Origin of the sequence: Cohnella caldifontis, assembly GCF_029360585.1 — a bacterium.
GTDB lineage: Bacteria > Bacillota > Bacilli > Paenibacillales > Paenibacillaceae > Cohnella > Cohnella caldifontis.
Genome location: NZ_JAQZSJ010000012.1, coordinates 22,781 through 44,735 on the forward strand (window position 1 = coordinate 22,781; position 21,955 = coordinate 44,735).

The following is a 21,955-nucleotide window of genomic DNA, read 5'->3' on the forward strand; positions in this document are numbered from 1 at the left end:
CAGTTAGGATACGGATTAGACGTAGAGGAGACGGAAGAGGTTGAGCTTCGGCTCAAATTTCCCGATCCTTGCTCGGATTGATCCCGAAATGCTTCTTGTACAATTTGCTGAAGTAGAACACGTCGTCGACGCCGACCCGCTCCGCGATCTCGGCGATCGGACGTCTGGTCGTGCGCAGAAGCAGCCGGGCTTGCCGCAGCCGGAAAGCCTCCAAATACTCCATGACCGAAACGCCTTGCCGGTCCTTGAACAGCTTGGACAGGTGCGAGCGGCTCAAGTTCACGTGGCCGCAAATGTCCTCGAGCGTGATTTTCTCCGCATACCGTTCGTGGATGAACGCCAGCGCCTTGGCGATTTCCTCGCGCTGCCGGGACACGCCGCCCATTTCCCTCAGCCATCTGGCGAACGGCTCCTTAAAGTCCGACAGCCGGCAAGCTGACAACCGGTCGATGTCCGATTTCAAGGCCGACGGCACGGCATATCCGCCCTTCTCGATGAACCGGATCAGCGTCCGGACGTCGCTCTGGGCGGAGGAAGACGGCCGGCGCAAATTCCGCAGCAGCTCGAAATAAGTCTCGACGAGACCGGGAAGGCCGGACGCCTGCAACCCACCGTCCCCGCCGCCCTCCACGGATTCGAAAAACGAGAACAGGTCCAGGTCCGCCGCGGGATTCCGCGCCTCCCGGGCATCCATGACGCACGCGTCCGTCTCGTAGAAGAAAAGGTCCATCTGCCCGCGGGCCGCGAGCACCCGTTCGAAGAAGCCGTCCAGTCCGGCGAAATCGCAGTGGATCAGGAACGACGCCGCAAGACCCAGGTAATGCTGCGCCGCCTCCCGCGCCTCGGCGATCTTGCGGGCGTGCCCGGCGTCGTCCGTCTCGCCCAAATCCAGCAGGACGAACCGGTTCTGCCCCAAGTGGAACAGCTCGTTGCTCCCGTTCCAGCGCTTCACCGTCTCCCTCAGAACGTTGGACAGCGCGTACACGGCCAGATCCGCCTGCCCGCCGAATTTGCTTCGCGTCCAATCGGAGAACCGCTCGATTTCCATCGCCGCGAACTTGGAGGGCGCGTCGAATCTCCCCTCCAGGAAGACGGGAACATGAAACCGTTCGGCTCGGCGCAGCAGCTCGGCATTCTGGACGTGCCCTTCCAGCCGCTCGGAGAACAGCGAGTTCTGGACCATCAGCCATTCGTTCGGATTGAGCCCGGCGGCCGAATCTTTCGATTTCTCATGATGGAGGACGGCCCGGCGGACTTCTTCCTCCACCTGGTCCGGGGTAATCGTCGCCTTCAGCAAATAGTTCCGGGCGCCGTATACGAGGGCCTGCTGCGCCAACTCGAATTCGGCGAAGTTGCTGAGCACGATGAACCAGGTTTCCGGAAACCGCGCGCGGCTCCGGCGGAGCAGCTCCATGCCGTCCATCACCGGCATCCGGATGTCCGTCAGGACGATTTCCGCGGGGGATTCCTCCATCTGCGCCAGCGCCTCTAGCCCGTTCGCGGCCTCGCGGACGTTGAGATCGCCGAACCCGCGGATCATGGACGCCAGGTGGCTGCGGATTCCGTATTCGTCGTCTACGACCATCACGTTCATGCGGCTTCACCTTTCAGCTCGGGGATGTACAGGATGACGGCGGTGCCGGAGGGAACCGCTCCGGAAATCTCCAAAGCGGCTTCTTCGCCGTAGTGCAACCGCAAGCGTTCGCGGATGTTGCCCAGGCCGATCGACTTCCGGGTCCCGCCGGACGGCTGCGCGGCGAGGCCGAACCCGATCCCGTCGTCCGCCACGGTCAGCCGGACGCCCTCCCGGTATCGCTCGGCGGTGATGCGGATCGTTCCGCTCGCCTTTCCGCTGAACCCGTGCTCGAAGCAATTCTCGACCAGCGGCTGCACCAGCATACGGAGAATGGGCAAATCCAGCAGCCCCTCCTCGAAATCCATCCGGACCGCGATATTCTCTCCGAACCGGGCCCGCTGAATTTCCACGTACTGCAGCAGGTAATCCCGCTCCTCCCGCAGCGACCAATACCCTTCCTTCCGGTAAAGCTGCTGGCGCAGCAAATAGGACAGCGACAACACGAGCGAGCCGATCTTCGGCTGGTTGGACCGCTCGGCCAGAAAGCGGATCGTATTCAGCGTGTTGAGCAGAAAATGGGGATTCATCTGCTGCTGCAGCATCTGCATCTCCAAGTTCCGTTTCTCCGCCGCCGCCCACTCCAGGTTGCTCCGGGAAATTTCGAGGTTGTGCATGAGCTGCTGAAGCAGCTCCGACAACTCCGCCAAATGCTTATCCGCATGCACGGGCGCGGACAGATCGATCGACGGATTCGCCAAGCGCTTGGACATCAGGCGGATTTGGTGGAACACGCGGCCGACCGTGCGCATGACGAAGGTGGAGGAGGCGATGAAAATGACCAGAATGACGACAATGGCGCCGAACAACGTGAGCTGGAAGTACCGAAGCTCGCTGCGGATCACTTCCGTCGAGTCCGTCTGGTAGATCGTCCAGGGCGCGGGGGTGAGCGGAAACGCCTGAAGTCCCGGCGCCGGCTTCCCGGACGCGGATCCGGAGGAGTTGTTCGCGTAAATCAACCGGCCGTTCTCGTCCCGGATCTCGTACGAGCCGGTGTCGCTTTTGAGCACGTCCGACAAATTGGCCAGCGGGATGACCAGGGAGACGATCCCCCGCTTGTTCGCCGTCACGGGGCTGAAAATCCAGCGGCTCAGCACGATGACCGTCTCGCGGGGACTGCCCGGGCTCAGCACGTTCCATTGGTAGCTGTCGAAGAAATCGTGGCCGTCCCAATGAACCGCTTTCAAAATATCCCTTTTCAGCTCGCCCTTCTTCCATCCCAGACGGGACGGATTGGATTCGAACACGCCCCCGTAGTTGTCCTGCACCACGACCGCGTATTTCTCGTTCAGGAAGAACGTGTACTGCAGCCGTTCGATCGCCTGCAGGTAAGTCGAGTTTTTCTCGATGCTGTAGGGGTCTTTATTTTGAAGGGCCGAGATGAACGCCTGGTCGCCGATGAAATTGTTGGTCGACATGAACGCGCGCTGGAACAAATCGCGTACGCGGGAAGAGGTCTGCTCCGACTTGATCCGGTTGATCTCGTTCACCTTGTTCACCATGGTGCGCTCGGTCAGATGGTAGGCGGCGTACAGGATCAGGTTCAGCGGAATGAAAATGGCCACGAGCAGGACAATGATTCTCCGCTGCACGGATTTCGGCCCCGTGTACCGCTTGACGATCCATTTCATCGGCGTCCCGTCCCCTTCCGAATAGAAAAAGCTAGGCCCATCGGGTCGATGGGCTTAGCCGGCCATACTCGCGCTTATTGGTTTTTCTGCTCTTCGATCGCCGCGTCGACCTTCTCCTTGACTTCGTTCAGCACTTCGTCCACCGTCTTCGCGCCGGTGTAATACTGGCTGATGATGTCGAGGAACGTCGACTCGTATTCCTGCGGCGCGCCCAGCACGGGCTTCTCCTCCACGTTGATGACGTTCGGGTCGCCGCCGAACAGATACGTCACCTGCTCCAGGGTGATGCCGTCGTCCTTGAGCGCGTTCGCGAGATCCTCGTAATACTTGTCCTTGTTGACCTTAGTATACATGGGCAGGGCGCCCGTGCTCAACGTATAATCGGAAACGTATTCTTGCGCCAAAATCACGCGAGCGAGTCGATGCTGGACCAGTTCATGTGCTTGCCGGCCATTTCCTTCGGAACCGGCATCGGGGCGATGCCCGCTTTCCAGTCGCGCGGGAACTTGTCCTTCTTGGTCGCCGCCAGCTGGGCATACCATTGGGCGCCGACGACCATGCCGTATCCGCCGTTCCAATAGGAGAGGAAGTCGGTGTTGTTCTGGATGAATTCCGCGATCGGCATCGCCGCTTTCTTGACGTTCATGACGTCGTTCATCCATTCCAGGCTGCGCTTGAACTCGGGCGCGTTGATGTTGGCTTTGCCGTCGTCGGTATAGAATTTGCCGTTGTTGAGCTGGCTGCCGTAGCCGTAGAAGTACATGCCCCAGTTGTTGTAGAACATGCCGTACACTTTGTCTTTGCCGCTCGTGTTCGTGATCTTCTGCGCGACGTCGGCCATCTCGTCCCACGTCATCGGCACTTTCGGATCCGGATACGGAACGCCCGCGTCGTCGAACGCTTTCTTGTTGTAGTACAGCATCCAGTTGTTCTGCTGGATCGGGAAGCGGTAGTACTTCCCGTCCTTATCCGGCTTGAAGTCGCCGAAGTCCTTGCTCATGTCGATGCCGGCTTCTTTGGCCGCGTCGTCCAGCGGCATCAGGAAGCCTTTGTTGATCGCGTCGAACTGTTCGACCCCGTTGCCCCAGAGCAAGTCCACTTGCTCGCCGCTCGCCAGCATAATGTTGCGCTTGTTGATGTACTGCTCGTGCGGGACGGAGATCGGATCGACCTTGATGTTCGGGTATTTCGCCTCGAAGCGCTCGAGGAACGCCTTGAACTCGGCGGAATCCAGGTATTCGGAAATGTTCAGGAACTTGAGCGTGACCGTTTCCCCGGAACCGGCATCCGAAGCCGGCGCCGAAGACGACGCGGACGACGCGGGCGAGGAGGCGGAACCGCCGCCGGACTCGCTGCCGCTTTTTCCCCCGCAGCCCGCCAGCGCGAACGCCATGACGGCCGAGGTTGCGAGAAGCCCCCATTTTTTGAACAATTTTGAAACCTCCCCAATGGTTGTGTCGTTACCGGTTTCATTATGAACCGGGAGCGGATTCTCTCCCATGGACGAAACGCTTTTTTTCTTTGTAAAATCGTACGGGTTTTGGCGGATTCAGCCCTTGAGTCCCGAAGACACGATGCTCTCGATGAACTGCTTCTGCAGCGCCAGGAACACGCCCAGCACCGGGATGATCGCCAGGCAGGCCAGCGCCATCTGCATCGCGTATTGCTTGCCGAACTGCGTCTGGAAGCTTTGGAGTCCCATCGGTATTGTATACAGTTCTTTGGAATGCAGGAAGATCAACGGCTGGTAATATTGGTCCCAAATCATGAAAAAGCTGAGCAAACCGAGCGTCAGGACGGGCGTCCGGGCCAGCGGCATCGCCACCCGCGCGAAGGAGCGGAAGATGCCCGAGCCTTCCATGTAGGCGGCGTGGATCAGTTCCTTCGGGAACGAGAGGAAAAATTGCCGCATCAGGAAAATGGACAGGACGTCGACGATATTGGGAATGATGAGCGCCCAATGCGTGTCCAAGAGTCCGATGAACCGGAACGAGATGAATTGCGGCAGCAGCGTCAGCTGATAGGGAATGAACAGCGTAACAAGGAAACAGAAGAATATGGCGTCCGACCCGCGGAATTTCAGGTAACCGAAGGCGTACCCGCCGAGCGCCGCCAGCAGGAGGCGGAACGCGACCGAGACGACCACGACGAATACGGAGTTCCAGAGCCAGACCGGAAAATCGGTCTCGGTCAGAATGTGCGAATAGTTGCTCCAGTTCACCGAATGGACATGAAGAAACACGAAAGGCCGCTCGAATACCTGGTTTTCGAATTTCAGCGAAGTCGATAACATCCAAAGCAGCGGCGTGATGAAGATCAGCCCGACCAGCAGGAAGATCGCGGAGCGGATCGTCAATCGGGCATTGGAACTGAGCGGCACGGTACGCTCCTCCTTTCTCTCATTGATAGAAGACCCATTTTTTCTGTCCGAACCAGTTGACCCCGATCAGCACCAGCGTCATCAGGAACAGGAACATGCCGACCGCGGAGGCGTACGAGAAGTTGTAGAATTCGAACGCGGACCGGTAAATATGATAGGTCATGGTGGTCGTGCTGAACGCAGGCCCCCCTTTGGTCAGCAGCGCCATTTGATAGAACGCCTGCAGCCCGCCGATCATCGTGATCAGCAGCAGGAAGAACGAAGTCGGCGAGATCAAGGGGAACGTAATGTGCCGGAACCGCCGGAAGCGTCCCGCCCCGTCGATTTCGGCCGCTTCCAGGTAGTCCTTGGATACGCCCTGCAGGGCCGCCAGAAACAGGATGCAGTGGTAGCCGACGTCTTTCCAGGAGCCGATCAAAGCCAGGATGGGCAAAGCCCAGTGCGTGTCCACCATGTATTGCGGCGGCTTCTCGACGCCGAGGCTCATGAGCAAGGTGTTCACGGGGCCTTCGGTCGGGTGCAGGAACACGTTCCAGACGACGAGCGTGGCCACGTAGGTGGTGATGTACGGAATGATGAAGAACGTCCGGATCACGCCGCGGGCTTTCATTTTGGCGTTCAGCACGAGCGCCATCCCGAGCCCCAGCGCCAGCGTGACCGGCACGTAGATCACGAGGTACACCAACGTGTTCCGCACGCTCTTCCAGAAATCGGGGTCGTGCAGCATTTTGTCATAGTATTGGAAATGCTTGAATTCGAACGTGTTCGTCATCAGGTCCACTTTGTACAGGCTGAGCAGGAACACGCAAACCATCGGAAGCAAAATAAACAGCAGGAATCCGACCAGCGCCGGAAGCGCGAATAAGATGCCGGCCCGCCTCTCCAGCCGTTCCAGGGAGTAGGCTCGTCTTCGTTTGCTCTCCGCGCCTTTCAACACGGTCTCCATCTCCATCCTCCTTCGATCGGGAGTTTGACGGCTCGGCGTCAAACGCTCCCCGCTTAAGGCCTCGGTGTCATTATGGACCCGGAGGAAGGCGGAAGGAATAGAACAATCACCGCTCTTATTTGTAAAATCGTCCGATTCTGATGTACGGTAATGGAAACGGAAGGCGAAAGGAAGTGCGGGAACGTGAACATAAACAAGCTGGGAGGCTCGGACCTCCTCGTCGGGGAAATCGGCCTCGGCTGCATGTCGCTCGGGACGGAGGAGAGCCGGGCGGCGTCGATCATCCACCGGGCGCTGGACCGCGGAGTCAACCTGCTGGATACGGCGGACCTGTATGACGCGGGGCGTAACGAGGAACTGGTGGGCAAAGCGATCCGGGGACGGCGGGATCGCGTGATCCTCGCGACGAAGGTGGGCAACCGGCGGATTCCCGGGCAGGAGGGCTGGGTATGGGATCCTTCCAAGGCATACATCCTGTCGGCGGTCCGGGACAGCCTGCGCCGGCTGCAAACCGATTATATCGACCTCTATCAGCTGCACGGGGGAACGATCGACGATCCGATCGACGAGACGATCGAGGCGTTCGAGCAGCTCAAGCAAGAAGGGCTGATCCGCCATTACGGGATTTCCTCCATCCGGCCGAACGTAATCCGGGAATACGCCAAGCGGTCGTCCATCGTCAGCGTGATGAACCCATACGGCATCTTGGACCGCCGGGCGGAGGAAACGGTGCTGCCGCTGCTGCAGGAGCGCGGCATCGGCGTCATCGCGCGCGGTCCGGTCGCCAGCGGACGGTTGGCCGAAGGGCGGACGGTGGAGAAAGGCTACCTGGATTACGGCGTGGATGAACTGGTCGAAATACGGGAAAAGCTCCGGAGTTTAGTGACGCCGGAGCGGAGTTTGGCGCAATTGGCCATCCGTTATTCGCTGTCGCATCCGGCCGTGGCCGCGGTCATCCCGGGCGCCAGCTCGCTGGAACAGCTCGAACACAACTTGGACGCCGCCGAGCTGCCGCCGCTCTCCGAAACGGAGATCGCGGCCGTCCGGGCGATCAGCAAAGCGAACTTGTACGCGGATCACCGCTGAATCGGCGGGGGCCGGGACTCGGACTAATCGATTTTAAACGCGCTGACGGAGAGGCTGAGTTCCTCCGCCATCTGGGCGAGCGATTGCGTCGTCGCCGCCGTCTCTTCCGTCGCGGCCGCGGATTGCTCGCTGGCCGCCGCGATCGACTCCACCGCCTTCAGCACGTGGGCCGACTGCACGGTTTGCTGCTCGGCGGCCGCCGCGATCTCGGACGCTTTGCGCGCGGATTCGTTCACCATGCCCACGATGTTCTCGAAGGCTTCCCCGGATTGCCTGGAAGCGGCGACTCCGTCGTCTACCGCCTTGGCGCTCTGAAGCATGTTCTCCTGCATCCCTTTAATAATCGCCGTGATTTGCTTGGTGGCTTCGCCGCTGCGTTCGGCCAGCTTGCGCACTTCGTCGGCGACGACCGCGAAGCCGCGCCCTTGCTCCCCCGCCCGCGCGGCCTCGATGGCCGCGTTAAGCGCCAGCAAATTCGTCTGTTCCGCGATTTCGTCGATCACTTCGATGATTTCGCCGACTTGTCCGGAGTCCCTCTTCAGCAATTCCATCTGACGGCTGAGCTTCTCCATAGCGCCGATCGAGCCTTGGATCACTTTGCCGCCGTCCACCGCTTCCCGGGTTGCCTTGACGGACAGCTCCGAAGCTTGTTCCGCGCCGGAAGACACGTTGTCGATTCCGGCCGCCAATTGTTTCAGCATATCGTTCATGTGCAGGGCGGCCGCCGCCTGGGACTGGCTGCCGCCCGAGATTTCTTCCGTGGTCGCGGAGATTTCTTGGACGGCCGCGGACACGTTATGGACGGACCGGAAAATGTTGCGGACGAAGCTCTGGTAGTTGTCCAGCATTCGGTTGAAACTGCCGGCCAGTTCGGCCACCTCGTCTTTGCCCGCGATCGCCAATCTCATCGTCAAGTCGCCTCGGTTGTCGGCCAATTCGCGCAGTTTCTCCACCACGAGATGAAGGGGTTTCAGTTTCTTGAATAGCAAGGCGACGGACGCGAGCATGCTGGCCGCGACGATGGCCATGAGGATGATCGTCAGCCGCAGATAGAGGGCGAATCGGGCTTCGGCTTGATCCGTTTCCCGCTGCGCCCGGTCGTTCATGAGCTGTTGAAACTGGCGGATCGGGTCCATGATGACCTTCTTGTTTTTGTCGTAGTTCTCGTCGAACATGAGCTTTCGCGCGGTTTCGAAGTCATTGTCGGCAACCGCTTGGAAGGCAGCGGTTTCCGTGGCGATCAGCGCGTCGGAATTGTTCTTGGACAATTGGATCAGGTCGAGTTCGTCTCGGGGAGCGCCGAGATCCTGGAGTTTCTCCACGACATGGTCGCGCGTTTTCGTCTCGTTCACTTCCCGGTTGTAGTTATCCAAATAGACTTTCTCGCCGTACTGCACGTATCTTCGGGCCTGATCCGTCAAATAATCCGAGGCGTCCGCCAAATCGATGCCGAGCTGCTTGAATTCGGCCTGTTCGTCGACCGCGCGCCGCAGGTGTTGGTATTCGGATTGCAGACGCCAAACGCAAGCCATGACGAGAACGGCCAAGACGACAAAGGAAACGCCGGTTACCTTCAGCAACGTTGACATTTTCATGGGCGGACTCTCCCTTTCGCGCGTGGGACTTTTGTCGTATAAACGAAATTTTTGTCTAGTTATGTCGAACTATGCTCATCATAAGACGAGAGCGCTTCCCATGTAACCGAAAATTTATTGCGCGTTTCCGCAAATCTTATTGCGGGGAGGAGGGCGGGGCGATCGGAGCTTCTCGGATTCGCCTCTGTGGTGCCGCGTTAAGGAATTTGGCGGCCGAAAAACTGCGGCTGACCCATAGATAGACGGATGAATCGCCCTCTGCCGATCATGACGGACACCACGGCCGTTATTTGAGCAAATTCGATGTTTTTCAAATCGTAACGGACACCACAGACTTTAACCGTTCCGCATCGCGGTTAACCGGCAGATTTTTTACTCCATAAGTGCATCTGTGTCCGTTAGGATACGATAGGTCGAGGAAAACCCCCGATAACGTCCGCCGTGTCCCTTAGCCTGATCGCGACCGATCCCCACGACCTTGTATGCGAAAACGATCAATCGCAGAAAAAAGTCCCGGAGACCGGGACTTGAGATTTCAGCTAACGACCTCATTACAATCGTACGGCAGAGATTCGCCGCTTTCCCGCAGCAACGCCAGGGAAGGTTCTCCTGCGCGCGCCAGGGAGACCCGGCAACGCTTCGCGCCGGAATGGCGCACGACGTTGTTTCCGCGGTTCCTCATGCCTGTACGGCGGGAGCGGCCGCTCGAGCTTTGGCGATCCTCAGCGCCATCAAGGCGGCGAGCAGGCACGTCAGGCCGGCAACTACGAACGGCACGCTGTAACTGCCGAGCCATTCCCTCGTAACGCCCGCCGCGTATGCCGCCATGGAGGCCCCGACTTGATGCGCGACGACAAACCAGCCGAAAATCATGCCCGCCTTTTCCTTACCGAATACCCGGATCGACAGCTTGACCGTGGGAGGCACCGTCGCGAGCCAATCAAGGCCGTAGAATACCGAGAACACGACCAACATCGAAGGACCGGCATTCAGGGCATAGGGCAGGAAAATCAGAGATACCCCTCTCAAACCGTAATACCAGAACAGAAGCTTGCGGCTGTCGAATCGGTCGGACAGCCAGCCCGACATCGTGGTGCCGACGAGGTCGAACAGCCCCATGAACGCGAGCAGGCCGGCCGCCACCACTTCCGTGATGCCGTAATCGCCGCAGGCGGGGATCAGATGCGTGCCGATCAAGCCGTTGGTGGAAACCCCGCAGAAGAAGAACGTTCCCGAGAGCAGCCAGAACGTGGAATTCCTTGTCGCCGATAGCAATGCTTTCAACGGAGTCAGGAATAAATTTCCTTTGAACTCGACGGGTTGGACCGGTTGATCGGAGCCGTATGGGGCCGCGCCGATGTCCGATGGGTGGTTCCGCATCCAGATCGCCACGGCAGCCAGCACGATCGCGACCGCGGCAGCGGCGACATAAATGGAATATCGCCAGCCCGCGACCGAAATGATCTTCGCCAGCAGCGGCAGGAAGAGCAGTTGCCCGGTCGCCGCGCTGGCCGTCAGCATCCCGACAACGAGCCCCCTGCGCTCGGAAAACCAGTTACCCGCGATCGTAACGCCGAGCACGTTCGCCATCATCCCGGTAGCCAGACCGGAAACAAGGCCCCACAACAAATCGAATTGCCATAAGGATTTCATGAACGGCGTCAGCGCCAGGCTGGCACCCAATACGGCCAAGGAAATCACGGTGACGCGGCGGACTCCGAACTTCTGCAGCAGGGATGCCGAGAACGGGCCCGTTAGGCCGTACAGGAAAATCCCGACGGACACGACGCTGGAGATCCCTCCCCGGCTCCATCCGAATTCCTCTTCGAAAGGCAGCATCAGAATGCTCGGCATGGATCGGATCCCCGCGGATACCAGCATCGTCGCGAACGTCACCGCGACGACGACCCAACCGTAATGCCACTTGGTTTTCCCATTCGTGCGCATGCCATATTCCCCCAACCGTTAGTTGTACATACAAAATTAAAGGCGGAGAGCAGATTCAACTCTGCTCCAATCGGCGGCTTGCCTTCAAGACGGTTTCCGTTAAGGCCGTGGACGATTCTTCGCCCAGAATGGCATCATACCGGTCATGCAGCTTGCGCGAGGCCCGGCGGATCGCTTCTTCCATTCCCCTCGCCTTGTCGGTCGGGTACACCTGCACGGTTTTCCCCGACACCCGGCGTTCGACCAATTTCCGCGCTTCCAGTTTGTCGACGAACCGGGTAAGCGTGGACGGGGCGACGGACAGCTTCTCGGCCAATTCTTTCTGGGAGATGCCGGGCGTCCCGATCGCCAGCCGGATCAAGTATCCGTACATAGGCGACAGGCCGGTCTCCGCGAACTCTTCTTCCGCGATTTTCGTAATGGCCCGGCTTAAACGGTTCGCCGTGAAGAACAAGCAATTATGCAGAAAGCTCTCGTCCGCCATAGGGATCACCTTTTTATTTTGTATGTACAACGAAAATATAACGGATCGCAACGCAGCTGTCAACCATAATTTAGAAAAAAGAAGACGCCGCCTTGACCGGCGGTGTCTCCGGGCTCCTTACCCGCCGTCCGTTTCGATAACGACAAGTTTGCCGTCGGGCGTAAGGATTCTCGCGAACTCGGAGAGGATTCGTTTCAGGCTATCCGGATCCCGGCGATAGAGAACATGACGGGACACGATGAGATCGAAATGCCCATCCGGGTACTTCAATCGACGGAGATCCTGCTCCTCATAAAAAAGATTCGGAATCTTTTGGGCTGAATTCCGCGCCGTTTCAATAAGAGCGGCGTTCTCGTCGCAAGCGATCACCCAGGAAGCCGGAAACCGTTCGGCCAAGTATCGGCTGACGACGCCCGATCCGCACCCGGCATCCAGCACGAAAGCGCCGTTTTTGACGTTAACCTCCTCCAATTCCCCCTTGTAATCGTTGAATCTCCTCGATGGCCGTTCCTGACGTTCGAACTCTTTTCCGTGCTTCGGCACGAAGCCCATAATACCCCTCCGGTGTAAGAATGAATGCTCTTTGTAGCTACGTTTTTCACCTCCTTTCATCATCCGTTCAACAGAGAAATATGGTAATTATTGTAATTTTGAACAAATAAAAAACCCCGTCATCCCATGAAAAGATAGACGGAGTCTTCCGTCGGCAACTGGCTGGCATTGCGGATGATTCCGCATTAGCCCCTATAGCTTTGCGTCGCCACTTTTCAGTGGGTTTGCCTTTATCGATCCTATTCGGTTGGAGTACACAATTAATATACTGTAAAATAGTGGGTTTTAACAAGGAATATTTTAACGTCAAAACCTAAACATTTTCTGACCATCTTGGATCCATGGCGTTCAAAAACAAGCAACAGGCTGCCGAAAATCGGCAGCCGCAATCGTTCGGCCCGCGTTTCTTCAGGCCTGTTCCCGCATGCTTCGGCGGTATTTTTCGGGCGTAAGCCCGACCTGTTTCTTGAACAATCGGCTGAAATGGGCCAAATGCTTAAAGCCGGTCCGGAAGCAAACTTCGGTCACGGAAAGCGCGGGGTCGAGCAGAAACAGGATTTTCGCCTCGTTGATCCGCCGCCGGTAGAGGAATTCGAATATCGTGACCCCCGTCACTTCCTTGAACAACCGGGATAAATAATATTTGCTGACGTGCAGATCGTCCTGCAGGCGGTCCATGTCGAGATCCTCCATGTACCGTTCTTCCACGTACGTGACGATCTGCTGGACCGTGCGCTCCTTTTCCGAAGAGAACTCCTGCCGGCTGCCCAAAGGCTGCAGGCACAACTCGTAGATGACGTGAAGCAGATCGGCGAAGGCCAGAAGCACCCGGCTGTTCGCAGCCGGACCGCCCGCATGCTTCCGTTCGTGCATCGCGTGCAGAAGCCGTTCGACTTGCTCCCGCTCCCGCCCTTCCAAAGAGAGCCGGAAATTGGCCAGCGTCCGGAAAGGCTCCAGGATCGGAACGGCCTGCGGAAGTTCCAAGAACGGCTTCACCGCCGAAGGATGAAAATGGATGACGGTCCGGATATACGGGCGGCGCTTGTCGACCTTCGGCCGGTGCAAGGTCATGCCGTTCATGAGAATGAGGTCGCCGGGCGACAGGCTGTAGATCCGGTCCCCGATCAAATAATTGCAGATTCCCTCGTGAAAATAATAGATTTCGTACCGGGAGTGGGTGTGGAAAATCTCCTCGACCGGTCCGCCGTTCCGATAGCCGAAGTCCAAATAATCCGTTCCCCGGACCGACGCCATCCCGCCATCTCCCCTCCCGGTTCCCTGCCGTTCCGTTACAGCAGCCGATTCATGACGGCCGAGAAGTTCGCGAGCATCTCCCCGGACTCAAACTCGCCGCTGAAATCCTCGACGCCGATGTACCCATTATAACCGACGGCTTTCAGATCGGCGACGACCTGCGGCCAGTCGACGATGCCACGGGTCAACCCCGCCCAACCGCATAACCAGCGGTCGAAGCCGTCTTCCCGCGTCTCGCCGGATCGGGTCCATTGGGCGTTTTTCACGTGCACGTGCGCGAGATAAGGTCCCAGCAGCTCCAGGCCCATCCGGTGATTCTCGTACCCTTCGTACACCATGTTGCCGGGATCGAACAAGACGCCGATCCGATCCGGGTCGCGATCCTCGACCAGCCGATAGGCGGCGGACGCGCTGGCCGCGATGGTGCCGTGATGGATCTCGATGATGCCTTTCACGCCATACGACCCGCAGAGCTCCTCCGCCCGCTTCAGATACGTCTTCTGATCGGCGAACAACTCGGGAAACGGCCGCGAGCGGTCATAGCCGTGCACGCCCAGGCGGATCATTTTCGCCCCCAGATACCGGGCCGCTTTGAGCACGCGTTCCAGCGCTTCAAAGTCTCCGGGTTTCAAATAAGGCACGACGGCGATCGACTCCATTCCGCTGCCGGCCGCGGCTTCGCGGAAAGCCGCCAGGTCGGCCTCCTCCCATCGCGTCGGAATCGAACAGCGGTTGTTGCCCCAGAAAGACGGCGCTTCGTTCCTCCGGTTCTCCGGCACGTCCTGGCAACGCCACTCGATGCCGTGAAGTCCCGCCTTCCGCGCGGCCGCCGCCAATTCGCCCGGCCCCATGTCGGGGGTCGCCACCGTGAATACGGACAGCTTGATCTCTCCCATGTTCGTTCACGCTCCTTCGATTCGAATCGCCTGTTCCTGGGCCAGCAGGCATAATTCGGCCGCCTTGAAAATGTGCGCCTGCGTCATGGCCCGCTCCGTCCGGTTCAACACGTCCAGGATCAGATCCCCGAAGAACGGATACCCGACTTGGCCGCGCAGCGCAAGGCGCGTCTCTCCCTCGCCGTTCACCAGGTACAACTGGTCGCCTTCCGGCTCCCGCGCGATATCCACGTATTTCCGCAGCTCGATATAACCTTCCGTGCCCAGGATGACCGTCCTTCCGTCCCCCCAAGTGGAGAGTCCGTCCGGCGTCAGCCAGTCCACGCGGAAATACATCGTCGCCCCGCCCTCTCCCAGCAGCGTCGCATCCCCGTAGTCCTCTAGCTCCGGATATTGCGGGTTGCGGAAATTGCCGACCTTGCTGTGCAGCACCCGGGCATCCCGGCAACCCGCGTAGAATAGAAACTGCTCGATCTGATGGCTCCCGATGTCGCAAAGAATGCCGCCGTATCGTTCCTTTTCGAAAAACCAAGCCGGCCGGGACGGGGCGTTCAGCCGGTGCGGCCCGAGGCCAAGCACCTGCACGACGCGCCCGATGGCGCCGCTATGGACCAGATGGCCCGCGTGGATCGCGCTTTCCACGTGCAGCCGCTCGCTATAGTAGACGAAATATCGCCGTCCGGTCCTATCGCACGCTTCTCTCGCCGCCGCGAGTTGGGACAGGGTCGTGAACGGCGTCTTGTCCGTGAAATAATCTTTGCCGTGCTCCATGACCCGGACGCCGAGCGGCCCCCGCTCGTTCGGGATCGCCGCCGCCGCCACGAGGCGGATTTCGGGATCCTGCAGCACCTGTTCCAGCGATTCGGCCGGCCGGGCGGCCGGGTACGCCTTGAGGAAACCCGACACCTTCTGCGGATCGGGGTCGTACACCCATTTGACCGTCGCTCCCGCTTCGATCAAGCCGTTCGTCATGCCGTAAATATGCCCATGGTCCAGATTGACCGCCGCGAACGCGAACTCTCCCGGGCTCACGACGGGACTCGGCTTCCCTTGGGGGGCGTAGTTCATGCCGTCTTTCCGGCTCATGCCTTCGCCGCCCTGGAGTTCCGGATTCGATGCTCAAGCATGCGATGGAACCGTTCTTCGTCCAGCGGCAGCTCCACCCAATCGTCCGTCCACGTCGACAGCAGCATGGCGTTGGACAGCGTCAGCCCGTGGATGCCCTCTTCGCCCGGGGCCAGGAGCGGCGTGCCTTCCCGGATCGCCCGGACCCAATCCCGCGTGATGCCGGCATGCTGTTCCCCTTCCCCGGGCTCGAGCTCGATCTCGACCAGCCGTTTGCCGGGATGGGCGAAGCCCTCGCGGGTCGTGCGGTTGAACTCCGACTCCGGCACGTCCAGTTGCCAGAAGGACATCCGGCCCCCTTCGATGACGATTTTGCCGCGGTCGCCCGTCACCTCGAAGCGGTTCGTGCCAGGTGTTTCGCAAGTGGAAGTAATGAACACGGCGGTAGCCCCGTTCGCGTATTCGGCGAAAGCCGTCACTTCGTTCTCCACTTCGATGTCGCGGTGTTTCCCGAAGGCGCAGAAGGCGCGGATCCGCGTCGGCATCATGCCGGTCGTCCATTGCCACAGGTCCAGCTGGTGGGGCGCCTGGTTGAGCAGAACGCCGCCGCCTTCGCCGGCCCAAGTCGCCCGCCAGCCCCCCGAATTATAGTAAAATTGCGGCCGGTACCAATCCGTGATGATCCAGTTGAGCCGCCGGATCTCGCCCAGCTCGCCCGATTGGATCAAGTCCCGCAGCTTGCAGTACATCGGATTGGTCCTCTGGTTGTACATGATGCCGTAGACGCGGCCCGAGGCGGCCGCCGCTTCGTTCATTTCGCGCACTTGGCGCGTGTAGACGCCCGCGGGCTTCTCGACCAGCACGTGCAGCCCGTGCCGGAACGCTTCGATCGCCAGCGCAGGATGGCTGTAATGCGGCGTGCAGATCAGCACGCCGTCCACCTTGCCCGACGAGAGCAGGTCGGATGCGCTTTCGTAGGCGGCCACTCCGGGGCCGCATTCGCCGGCGACCCGGCTGAGCCGCTCCGGCACGCCGTCGCAAACCGCCGTCAGTACGGCGCCTTCCACTTCTCCCTTGCTCAAATACTTCGCGTGTCCTAAACCCATGTTGCCAAGTCCGATGACGCCAATGCGAACCGGTTCCATTTCGCGTCTCCCTTCCGCCGCGGGCTGCGCAGATTTCGGCGGCCCGCATGTCGTTGCTCCCATTGTAGCCGATCGACCGGGATTTGATCTTGATTGCACTTACCTCATTCCGTCTAAAATTTGACTCTCATTGCACAGAAAAGCCGCGGTTTGGAATGGAACCTCCGGTTGGTTTATAATGGGGGCGCGCAAGCAACAGGCATTTTTGAAAATCCGCCGCGAGAGGAGCTGCAGCATCCCATGAATCCATCCGTACCCGCCCGTCTGCAAGATCGCGTCACCCTGAACAACGGCGTCCAAATGCCCTGGTTCGGTCTCGGGGTGTTCAAAGTACAGGAAGGCCGCGAAGTGATCGATTCCGTCAAAGCCGCGATCAAGCACGGCTACCGCAGCATCGACACCGCCGCCGTCTACAAGAACGAGGAAGGCGTCGGACAAGCGATCGCCGAGTCGATCCGCGAGTACGGCGTCTCCCGGGAGGACCTCTTCGTCACCTCCAAAGTCTGGAACTCCGACCAAGGCTACCAGACGACGCTGGACGCGTTCGACGTCAGCCTGAAGAAACTCGGTCTCGAATATTTGGACTTGTACCTGGTCCATTGGCCGGTTAAGGGGAAATACGTCGAGACGTGGAAAGCGCTCGAGAACATCTACGAGTCCGGCAAAGTCCGGGCGATCGGGGTCAGCAATTTCCATAAGCATCATCTGGAGGATGTCCTGGCGGAAGCCAAGGTGGTCCCGGCCGTCGACCAAGTCGAGCTTCACCCGTATTTGTCCCAGGCCGAGCTTCGCGAGTATACGCGCGGCAAAGGGATTCAAATCGAAGCCTGGTCCCCGCTGGGCCAAGGCCGCGTGCTGGAAGATCCGGTCATCCGGTCCATCGCCGGCAAGTACGGTAAAACGCCCGCGCAAATCGTGCTCCGCTGGGACCTGCAAAGCGGCATCGTGACGATCCCGAAATCGATCCGCGAGCCGCGCATCGTCGAGAACGCGAGCATTTTCGATTTCGAGCTGAGCGCGGAGGACATGAAGGCGATCGACGAGTTGAACCGCAACGAGCGCGTGGGCGCCGATCCGGATAACTTCAACTTCTGATTCGGCGGCATTCCGGATAAGACGAAGAGCTGCCCGTGGGTCTGGTGGACCTGCGGGGCGGCTCTTTTGTTTATCCGTGGAACGCAGGGGATGTTGCAGGGGGAGTTTCTCCCTCTACCGGCCGGCAGCAATCGCAACATTTCCTTTTTCTGGGCGTCACTATTGAGAGGTAGTGTTCCGGGGGAGGGAAGGGATTGAACAAGCAGCGTTTGATCGCCGTTTCGCTGGTCATGCTGATTCTTTGCGGCGGAGCGATCGCGGGGCCGAAGTCGACCGCCGCCATGTCGCGAGTACCTGCGTACGTATATCTCCTGCAGAAGACGGATTTGTACGCCGCGCCGTCCGCATCGTCGAAGCCTTTTGCCGCTTTGTCGGCCGGTCAGTTCGTGAAGGTGGTCGGAGCGGATACCGGCACGAACCGCGATTTCGACTGGGAATACGACATCCAATGGCTGAAAGTCGAAACTTGGATCGGGGACAAATGGATCCGTTTGGACGCGGAGACGATGACAAGCGGGAAATACGAAGCCGAGGACCGGACCCTGACGCTGATCGCGGCGGAGACTTTATATGACCGGCCCGACGGCCGACTCGCTTCCGATCGAACGATCGAACCGCAGATGATCCATGTCACGGCCGCGTTCGAGTTTCAACCGGTCCATTTCACCGACGCCATGAGCCTGATCATGATGTCAGGTGAAAAGTGGTATCGCGCGGATACCGCCGACGGCCCTCAATGGCTGCGGAACCCGAAGGCTCCGGAGCTCGTGCAGGAGAAGCCTTTCCTGGGCACGGTCAAGCTGACGGGGCCAGAAACGGCTTATCCGTACCCGTTCGCCATCCAGGATCAAGCGGAAAGCGCGGAGCCGCAGGTCGTGCAATCGCTCGCCCGGTGGACGGCCGGTATCGGCCCCGGAGAGGTGCATTGGCTGAAAATCCGGCTGCCTCAAGGCGACCGCTGGATCGTTCCGCAGCATCCGGTTTGGACCGACTATCGCGTCCTGAACGAGAAGCTTGAGCTGAAAACGGACGCCAAAACGTACAGCGAGCCGATGCTCGCCCCGACGAAAATCATCACCGAAACCTATCCCTTCCCTGCGGGGAACCCGCAAGTCGGCAAGGAACCGCTGAAGGCGGGCTCCTACGAGGCCTTTGAAGCTTCAGAGGATTGGGTGCATATTCACACGCCGGATCGCGGGGACGTGTGGGTCAATCCGCAGCAAGCCCTGCTCGAACGGCCGGTCGGCACGGTACCGACAGCAGAGAAAGTTCAACTAACCCAAACGGACGAATATTACGACTACCCGAACAGCCCGTTCCGGGTTCATGCGAAGGGCTTCTACAAACCGCAAACCGTCACGGCTTTCGAAAAATGGACCGCTCCCGACGGCACCGTCTGGTACCGCTTCCATGGACTCGGCGCGGATGAATGGGTGAAGAGGCCGGGCGTCAAAAAATAGCGCACGGCCTAAACGGCCAAAAAGGCTTTGCATGCTGCGTTCCACCTCTTGCAGCATGCAAAGCCTTTTCCTTTTCATGGTTAGCATGCCTGAAAGCGCAGGCGAAGAATTCCGAATCATCATGTCGAATGAACGCCTATTCCAATATCCGAAGCTCTTTGGCTTTGCTCACCGCCTGCGTCCGGGAAGAGACGCCGAGCTTCGCGTACAGACGGGACAAATATACTTTAACCGTCCCCTCCGACAAAGCGAGCTCGCGCGCGATCTCTCCGTTGGAAGAACCCGCGCGGACCATCTCAAGCATGGCCGTCTCGCTCTCGCTTAACGGCTCGACCAATGAGGCGTCCGGCGGAGCTGCGGCGTCAGCGCCCGACTGCGGAAACACTCCGATCAGGCGTTGCACGTACGCTTCCGATACGCCTTCCCACAACGGCGCGCCCGCTTCGCGTTTTCTCTGGGCCAGGTAACTCCGGAGCAAGTCCTCCATGCCTTTGCCTTCGTCCAGGAAACTCCGGACGTATCCGTTCGCTTCCCCGATGGTTAGAGCTTCATGCAGGAAGCGCAGCGCAGCCGACCGGTGGCCCCTCCGGTATTCCGCGGTCGCCTGGAGAATGGAAATTTCAGCAAGGCTGCTCAGCAGGTTTTCCCTGCGCGACTGCAATTTGAGCAATTCGAGCAGGCGGAGCGCCGGCGTATGCTTCTTCTGTTTGATCAGCAGGCGAACGAGCGCCAAATACTCGATTTCCCGGCTGAGCGTAGGCTTGTCCTTCTCCGAAATCCGTAGCGACGAAATCAGCTTTCTGGCCGGGGCCGTCTCATCCTCCGACAAGTAAATCAGCGCTTTGAACGCCCGCAAGAATTGCGACCAATGCGGTTCCGCCAGCGTGCCGGCGTATTCCGCCGCTTCGTCGACCGTCACATGGGCGAGGTGGGCTTTTCCTTCGAGAAGGTAAAGCCGGGCTTGCATCAACCGCATGGGGAAGAGCAGTCCCGGCACTTTGCCGAGATTCACCGTCTGCTCGATCGCCGCCAGGTTCGCCTTGCAGTCTTCCAGCCGGTTCCACTCGTAATACCCTTCGCACAGGGACTGCCTCACGTACAAATTGATGTAGGATTCCTGCCACCCCTGGCTTTCCACGACCCGAACGAAGCTGAGGCCGATCGCCTCGGTATGGGGGTTCAAGACCCCCTTCAGTCCCAACGCCGTTCTCCGGACGAACGGCTCGGTCAGGTTGTAGTTGAAGCTGTAAAACGTCCGATTCGACGGCAGCTTCCGATCCGCATGGCTTGCCGCGAACACGTGCCAACGTTCGAAATCGCCGCTGAAAAACAGCAGATTGGACTGGACGAACAGCATGCCGCTCTGAAGCCGGGCGCGCGTCTCCTCGTCCCGCTCCGATTCGTACCGGCGCCGCACGCGGTCCAGTTCCCGCATCGCGCGCTCCGGTATGCCGCCCGCGGACAACAGGTACGCGTATAGAAGCGTCAAGTCCGGGGAACGCCCGTCATCCTCCGGCAGCGCTTCGAACCAGCGAAGCAGCGTCGGGTATTCCCCTTGCATGAACGCGGTGGGGATATGCCGTTCCAGCAACGTTTCCGCGTAAGCGAAATCCCGCGCTTCGATGGCGTGGTCGATCGCTTCCCCCATCAGGCCGCGATCGGCCAAAGACCGGCTGGCCCGACGATGGAGCTCGAATCGCCGCTCCGGATTTTCCCGCGCGAGCATCGCCCGGAGAAATTGGCCGAATAGATGATGGTACCGGAACCACTCGTCCGCGTCGTCCAGCGGGATAAGAAAAAGATTGTAAGCCGCGAGTTTCCCGAGCATATCCCGGCTGTCCGTCCGGCCCGAAACTTCGTCGCCGAGGCTGGCGTCCATCCGGTCCAAAACCGCGGTGTCCAGCAAAAAGCTTTGGATGTCGCGGGGCAGCTTGCCGAATACCTCCTCGAACAGGAAGCCCGACAGGCTGCGGTGGCCCTTGAAGTCTTCGATGAACCGCTCCGGATTCGGATAGGCAGGCAGCGAGACCAAGGCCAGCTGCAGACCCGTGACCCAGCCTTCCGTGTACGCGTGCAGGCGGTTCAGGAGGCGGGGCTGCAGCGGGATGCCGTCCGTTTTCGCGCAGAATTGCTCCGTTTCCTCCAAGGTGAAGTTCAGCTGCGGCGCCCCGATTTCCGACAATTCCCCCCTAGCCGTCCATCTGCCCGCCGGCAAAGGCAGCTCGCTTCTGCTTGCGATCAAGACGTGAACGTTCGGAGGCAAATATTCGATGAAATATTCCATTCCTTGATGGATGCGCGCTTCGCGGATGACCTGGTAGTCGTCGAAAATCAAATCGATCGGTTGCCCGAAAGCCAACAATTCGTTCAGCAGCGCGTCCAGAAACGTATGTACGGAGATGCCGGCCAAGGCATGGGCAAGCGGCAGGACCCGCGTCAGCGAGCCGGAGGGCATGGCGCCCGCCAAAGCGTGCACGGCATAACGCCAAAATTTTCCGGGGTCGTTGTCCGTCTCGTCCAGCGATACCCAGGCCGCGGGCCGGCCGGATTCCCGCGCCCACTGGCTCAGCACGGTCGTTTTGCCGGATCCCGCCGGCGCGCAGACCGCGGTCAATTTGCCCCGCAGACTTGTCTCGATCGACCGGATCAGCCTCGGTCTTCTAACGGCTCGGCCTTTCGCCAAGGGAACGGTGATTTTGGTCAGCAGCAGGGTGTGATCGAGTAAGGTGCTCATCGAACCTCCGTCGTTCCGGGAAAATTCTCGTTTCTTCCTCCATCTTCGTCTT

General features: G+C 59.5%; 18 protein-coding genes and 1 riboswitch. Of the genes, 3 read left to right on the forward strand and 15 right to left on the reverse strand.

Features of this window, described 5'->3' with window-relative positions; translation table 11 throughout:
• Nucleotides 1-52: 52 nt before the first annotated feature.
• From PTZ19_RS16570 to PTZ19_RS16595, 6 genes are all read right to left on the reverse strand, one after another.
• The gene (locus PTZ19_RS16570; RefSeq protein WP_276356190.1) at nucleotides 53-1,594 is read right to left on the reverse strand and encodes a response regulator; all 1,542 of its coding nucleotides are present in this window, start codon (nucleotides 1,592-1,594) and stop codon (nucleotides 53-55) included.
• Nucleotides 1,591-3,264: a sensor histidine kinase gene (locus tag PTZ19_RS16575; RefSeq protein ID WP_276356191.1), complete on the reverse strand. Its 1,674-nt coding sequence runs from the start codon at nucleotides 3,262-3,264 to the stop codon at nucleotides 1,591-1,593. The genes PTZ19_RS16570 and PTZ19_RS16575 overlap by 4 nt, the downstream gene beginning before the upstream one ends.
• 74 nt (nucleotides 3,265-3,338) lie before the next feature.
• A complete protein-coding gene (locus PTZ19_RS16580) occupies nucleotides 3,339-3,617 on the reverse strand; it encodes a hypothetical protein (protein ID WP_276356192.1) in 279 nt (92 codons plus the stop codon).
• A 53-nt stretch (nucleotides 3,618-3,670) separates the two neighbouring features.
• On the reverse strand, nucleotides 3,671-4,696 hold the full coding sequence (locus PTZ19_RS16585; RefSeq protein WP_276356193.1) for an ABC transporter substrate-binding protein: 1,026 nt from the start codon (nucleotides 4,694-4,696) through the stop codon (nucleotides 3,671-3,673).
• Nucleotides 4,697-4,813: 117 nt separating this feature from the next.
• Complete coding sequence (locus tag PTZ19_RS16590) at nucleotides 4,814-5,644, reverse strand: carbohydrate ABC transporter permease (RefSeq protein ID WP_276356194.1); 831 nt, start codon at nucleotides 5,642-5,644, stop codon at nucleotides 4,814-4,816.
• Nucleotides 5,645-5,663: 19 nt separating this feature from the next.
• Nucleotides 5,664-6,590 carry a carbohydrate ABC transporter permease gene (locus PTZ19_RS16595; protein WP_276356195.1) on the reverse strand — a complete coding sequence of 309 codons (927 nt, stop codon included), beginning with the start codon at nucleotides 6,588-6,590 and terminating at the stop codon, nucleotides 5,664-5,666.
• Nucleotides 6,591-6,773: 183 nt separating this feature from the next.
• On the opposite strand from PTZ19_RS16595, the gene PTZ19_RS16600 reads away from it, so the two are divergent.
• Nucleotides 6,774-7,676, forward strand: coding sequence for an aldo/keto reductase (locus tag PTZ19_RS16600; RefSeq protein ID WP_276356196.1), 903 nt, complete (start codon nucleotides 6,774-6,776; stop codon nucleotides 7,674-7,676).
• Nucleotides 7,677-7,699: 23 nt separating this feature from the next.
• Here PTZ19_RS16600 and PTZ19_RS16605 read toward each other — a convergent pair whose 3' ends face one another.
• The 8 genes from PTZ19_RS16605 to PTZ19_RS16640 form a co-directional block, all read right to left on the reverse strand.
• Nucleotides 7,700-9,271: a methyl-accepting chemotaxis protein gene (locus PTZ19_RS16605; RefSeq protein ID WP_276356197.1), complete on the reverse strand. Its 1,572-nt coding sequence runs from the start codon at nucleotides 9,269-9,271 to the stop codon at nucleotides 7,700-7,702.
• A gap of 678 nt (nucleotides 9,272-9,949) precedes the next feature.
• The gene (locus tag PTZ19_RS16610) at nucleotides 9,950-11,218 is read right to left on the reverse strand and encodes an MFS transporter (protein WP_276356198.1); all 1,269 of its coding nucleotides are present in this window, start codon (nucleotides 11,216-11,218) and stop codon (nucleotides 9,950-9,952) included.
• 55 nt (nucleotides 11,219-11,273) lie between these two features.
• Nucleotides 11,274-11,702 (reverse strand): MarR family winged helix-turn-helix transcriptional regulator, encoded by a 429-nt coding sequence (locus tag PTZ19_RS16615; RefSeq protein ID WP_276356199.1) that lies wholly within the window; start codon nucleotides 11,700-11,702, stop codon nucleotides 11,274-11,276.
• A gap of 117 nt (nucleotides 11,703-11,819) precedes the next feature.
• A complete protein-coding gene (locus tag PTZ19_RS16620) occupies nucleotides 11,820-12,254 on the reverse strand; it encodes a class I SAM-dependent methyltransferase (RefSeq protein WP_276356200.1) in 435 nt (144 codons plus the stop codon).
• 150 nt (nucleotides 12,255-12,404) lie between these two features.
• Nucleotides 12,405-12,493, reverse strand: a riboswitch (cyclic di-GMP riboswitch).
• A gap of 169 nt (nucleotides 12,494-12,662) precedes the next feature.
• Complete coding sequence (locus PTZ19_RS16625) at nucleotides 12,663-13,508, reverse strand: helix-turn-helix transcriptional regulator (protein ID WP_276356201.1); 846 nt, start codon at nucleotides 13,506-13,508, stop codon at nucleotides 12,663-12,665.
• A 35-nt stretch (nucleotides 13,509-13,543) separates the two neighbouring features.
• Nucleotides 13,544-14,395, reverse strand: a complete 852-nt coding sequence (locus tag PTZ19_RS16630; protein WP_276356288.1) for a sugar phosphate isomerase/epimerase family protein — start codon at nucleotides 14,393-14,395, stop codon at nucleotides 13,544-13,546.
• A gap of 15 nt (nucleotides 14,396-14,410) precedes the next feature.
• Nucleotides 14,411-15,490: a Gfo/Idh/MocA family protein gene (locus PTZ19_RS16635; protein WP_276356202.1), complete on the reverse strand. Its 1,080-nt coding sequence runs from the start codon at nucleotides 15,488-15,490 to the stop codon at nucleotides 14,411-14,413.
• Nucleotides 15,487-16,614, reverse strand: coding sequence for a Gfo/Idh/MocA family protein (locus PTZ19_RS16640; RefSeq protein WP_276356203.1), 1,128 nt, complete (start codon nucleotides 16,612-16,614; stop codon nucleotides 15,487-15,489). The genes PTZ19_RS16635 and PTZ19_RS16640 overlap by 4 nt, the downstream gene beginning before the upstream one ends.
• Nucleotides 16,615-16,854: 240 nt before the next feature.
• On the opposite strand from PTZ19_RS16640, the gene PTZ19_RS16645 reads away from it, so the two are divergent.
• On the forward strand, nucleotides 16,855-17,709 hold the full coding sequence (locus PTZ19_RS16645; protein ID WP_276356204.1) for an aldo/keto reductase: 855 nt from the start codon (nucleotides 16,855-16,857) through the stop codon (nucleotides 17,707-17,709).
• A gap of 194 nt (nucleotides 17,710-17,903) precedes the next feature.
• Nucleotides 17,904-19,169, forward strand: coding sequence for a hypothetical protein (locus PTZ19_RS16650; RefSeq protein WP_276356205.1), 1,266 nt, complete (start codon nucleotides 17,904-17,906; stop codon nucleotides 19,167-19,169).
• 136 nt (nucleotides 19,170-19,305) lie between these two features.
• Here the strand turns inward: PTZ19_RS16650 and PTZ19_RS16655 are convergent, their stop codons facing one another.
• Nucleotides 19,306-21,903 (reverse strand): winged helix-turn-helix domain-containing protein, encoded by a 2,598-nt coding sequence (locus tag PTZ19_RS16655; protein ID WP_276356206.1) that lies wholly within the window; start codon nucleotides 21,901-21,903, stop codon nucleotides 19,306-19,308.
• Between the last annotated feature and the right edge of the window lie 52 nt (nucleotides 21,904-21,955).